This window comes from Candidatus Hydrothermales bacterium (genome assembly GCA_039630235.1).
In the GTDB taxonomy this organism is placed as follows: domain Bacteria; phylum Hydrothermota; class Hydrothermia; order Hydrothermales; family JAJRUZ01; genus JBCNVI01.
In genome coordinates, this window is sequence record JBCNVI010000004.1 from 90,990 (window position 1) to 94,852 (window position 3,863).

General features: G+C 32.7%; 4 protein-coding genes and 1 pseudogene. All 5 read right to left on the reverse strand.

Annotation, left to right across the window (positions count from 1 at the left end; translation table 11 throughout):
- Positions 1-116: 116 nt before the first annotated feature.
- Positions 117-893 (reverse strand): cyanophycinase, encoded by a 777-nt coding sequence (locus ABDH49_05345; GenBank protein ID MEN3046388.1) that lies wholly within the window; start codon positions 891-893, stop codon positions 117-119.
- Positions 894-948: 55 nt separating this feature from the next.
- A complete protein-coding gene (locus tag ABDH49_05350) occupies positions 949-1,962 on the reverse strand; it encodes an efflux RND transporter permease subunit (GenBank protein ID MEN3046389.1) in 1,014 nt (337 codons plus the stop codon).
- Entirely contained in the window at positions 1,934-2,254 is a 321-nt protein-coding gene (locus ABDH49_05355) for a hypothetical protein (GenBank protein ID MEN3046390.1), read from the reverse strand. The genes ABDH49_05350 and ABDH49_05355 overlap by 29 nt, the downstream gene beginning before the upstream one ends.
- Positions 2,239-2,496, reverse strand: a pseudogene (locus ABDH49_05360) (efflux RND transporter permease subunit). Before ABDH49_05360 ends, ABDH49_05355 begins: the two are co-directional and overlap by 16 nt.
- A gap of 83 nt (positions 2,497-2,579) precedes the next feature.
- On the reverse strand, positions 2,580-3,863 hold a 1,284-nt coding region (locus ABDH49_05365; GenBank protein MEN3046391.1), incomplete at its 5' end, for an efflux RND transporter permease subunit.

Below are 3,863 nucleotides of genomic sequence, written 5' to 3' on the forward strand. Positions count from 1 at the left end.
TTTTTCCTCAAGCTCACCTATGTCAAGAAGCATAAAAATACAGGGTTTTCTTAAATGATAGATATTTGGACCCCTCAACGCTCTCAGTTCTAAAATTTTCATATATTTAAACTCTCTCATAAAACAACTACCTCCTTTTTACTCAAATCATAAATACCCCCTGGAGATAAAATATCAACTTTTACATTTTCAGCTCCAAAGGGTTCCCCTGGCCTTTTATCGGGGATATTTGTTCTTTTAATCTCCATGCCATTTACAACAACTACAACCTTTTCTCCAACTACTTCAAATCTATTCTTTTCTACAAAAATTGCTGTGTTTTCTGAAATACCGATTCCAAGTAAAGACGGATTAGTTATAACAACTTGAATAAGTCTTAAGAGTCTACCTCTTTCTGTAAAGTGTGTATCCACTACTACATTTTCAATTAATCCAAGTCCCTTTGTTAGTTCAACGCCACCCTTATATATTCCCTTTTTTGCCGGACCGTCATAAATCATAATATCTCCAAGAAAAGCGGCTCCTGCTGATGTTCCAATTATAGTTACATCTTTTTTTATATTTTTTAAAAAATCGATAAAATCCGTTCCACCAAAGAGTGTAGTAAGCTTTAGCTGGTTTCCACCCGTAAAAAATATTATTTCTGATTCATTTATATTTTTTTCTAACGTTTTAATGTCGATTCTATCCCTGCTATTAGGATATAGGAAACTTAAGATGTTATCTATGCTATATTTTTTGAAAACTTCTTGATAGTAAAAGTAAGTTTTTAAGGGATCCTCAGAAGCATAGGGTAATATCAAAACTTTTCCCCCCTTATACTCCCCCGCAATCCTTTTGAAGATCAGAGAGTTTTTCTTCACGTTCCCGCCAGTTAAGATCAATTTTTTCATAGATTTATTATAATGCAAAGAAAGCTTATATTAAAATGACTAATTTTTCACTTATTTAAAACTTCTCTTCTTTTCCATAAAAAAATATAGCAGGATAAATTAAAAGTTCCATCAAAAAGGATGAAATTAAACCTCCTACCATTGGTGCGGCAATTCTTTTCATTACATTTGCACCTAACCCATGACTTTGCGCCCACATAATAGGTAAAAGCCCAACAAATGTGGTTAAAACTGTCATAACTTTAGGTCTTATCCTTTTTACAGCACCATTATATATAGCCTCCTTTAAATCTAAAAGGTTTTTTAGCCTACCCTTCTTTTTAGCCTCTCTGTAAGAAAGATCTAAATAAAGAAGCATAAAAACTCCGGTTTCAGCATCCACACCCAAAGGGGCAATTATTCCAACTAAGACTCCAACACTTAAATTATATTTAAGCAAAAAAAGTAACCAAATGGCACCTATCAGAGAAAAGGGAACAGCAAGTAGAACTATTAGGGTTTTAATATATGAACCAGTATTAATATAAAGAAGAATAAAAATTAAAAAGATAGTTAAGGGAAGCACAATAAGCATTTTCTTTTTGACTCTTTCTATATATTCGTATTGCCCACTAAACTTAACTGAATAACCTGCTGGTATTTCCAAATTTTCTCTTAAAATTTTCTTTGCCTCCTCAATATAACTACCAACATCTCTTCCTTTAACATTAATATAAACATAACTTGCAAGCCTGCCATTTTCGTTTCTTATCATTGATGGGCCTTCCTTAAAATACATATCAGCAATTTGCGCAAGAGGTATCTTGGCTCTCTGCTCATTTTTTATATAAATTCTTTTTATCTTTTCTACATCCTGTCTAAAATCATAGGGATAGCTGATGTTTAATGGGAACCTCTCCCTTTTTTCAATTACATAAGTTATGTTTTCTCCTCCCAAGGCTGAAATTAGAGTCATATGAAAATCCTCAACTTTAAGTCCATATCTTGCTAGTTCCTCCCTTTTTGGATTTATCTCCAAAAAATAGCCACCAGTTAACCTTTCAGCATATATACTTTGAGTCCCCTTCAAACCAGAAAGGAGTTCTTATACCTGTTGTTATCATCTCTAATCTGCCTTTAACCGGTATCGTCCATCCGTTAACTTGACCAGGAATACTAAGCTCTTTATCCATCTCCTCTATTAGCTCTTCTAATGAAATTCTATCGGGCCATATTATCCTAAAGGGGGGCTTTAAAAATTCAGGTAAAATATTACTATACCATCTCTTTTTTTCTCTCCATTTATCTTGGGGTTTCAATATAATTACGGTTTCAATCATTGACAGTGGGGCAGGATCTTTAGAAGTTAGAGCTCTTCCCACTTTACCAAAAACTCTTTAATAATTTTATCTTGCAAAATAAGGAGTTTTTTGGCCTCTGTTATTGATATACCAGGATAAGTAGTTGGCATATATAAAATTGAACCTTCATTTAATGACGGCATAAACTCACTTCCCAGAGACAAAAATACCGGAATAGTTATCAAAAACAAAATTATAGCAACAGATAAAACTAATAGGGGTCTTTTTAGCACAAACTCAGTTATTGGCTTATAAATCTTAAATAAAAGTCTTGATAATGGGTGAGTTTCTCATCCCTTATTTCTCCAACAAGGATCTTATTTAATAACAAATTAAAAAGGGGTATTTATTTTAATTTTTTTGTCCTGATTAAAGCTGTAATTAATGCAGGTGTTAAGGTAATTGCAGGGATTGCTGAAAAGAACATAACAAAGATTTTAGCATATGCTAAAGGTTTAAAAAGTCTTCCTTCTATAGATTCAAGTGCAAGAACGGGTATAAAAGAAATAGCCATCACAAGTAGTGTAAAAAATGAAGGTCTTGCCACTTCCTTAATAGCATTTATAATTAAATCATCAGGAATATTTGATTTATCACTATAAGTTGATATTTTTTTATGAACATTTTCTATTATAGCTACTGTTGCATCAGAGAGCGCCCCAAGTGTAATTGCTATCCCACCAAGACTCATAATGTTTGATGTAACTTTTAAGTAATAAAGGGGAATAAATGAAAGAACAACTGAAATAGGTAAGGTAATTATAGGACTAACAGAGGAGGGTATATGAAGTAAAAAAATTATTATTACTAAACTTACTACAATCTTTTCTTCGATAAGTTTTCTTTTTAAAGTGTCTATTGCTTTTAGGATAAAATCAGATCTATCATAGGTCACAACAAGTTCAAGTCCCTCAGGTAATTTAATTTCTTTAATTTTTTCCTTAATTCTATTTATAACTTCTAAGGCATTCTCTTTATACCTCATAATCACTATACCACCAACTACTTCTCCCATACCATCAAGATCGGCAAGCCCCCTTCTTATATCAGGGCCAAACTTAACTTCAGCTACGTCCCTTATTCTTATGGGAACACCTGAGCTATTTACTTTTATGGCTAAATTTTCTATATCCTTTAATGAATTGATGTATCTCCTTACAGTTATCATATACTCTCTACCTGAAAATTCAACAAGTCTTGCGCCAGTTTCTAAGTTAGACCTTTTTATTACGTCAGCAATATCATTAATTGAAATATCAAAATAGTTTAACTTGTTAGGATCAACTATGATCTGATACTGTTTTACAAAGCCGCCGATTGAAGCTACTTCAGCTACTCCCTTTACTGATTGAGGTTCATATTTAAGATAAAAGTCTTGAAAGGCTCTTATTTCTTCTAGTGAGTATTTTCCGCTTTTATCTAAAAGAGCATACTGAAAGATCCATCCAAGTCCAGTTGCATCTGGCCCTATTTCAACTTCTGCATCAACCTTTAAATCAGTGATAACTTTTGATAAATACTCTAAAACTCTCGTACGAGTCCAATATATGTCAGTGTTATCCTCAAATATTACATAAATAAATGAAAAACCGTAGTCAGTTAGAGCTCTTACATCTTTAACCTTGGGAGC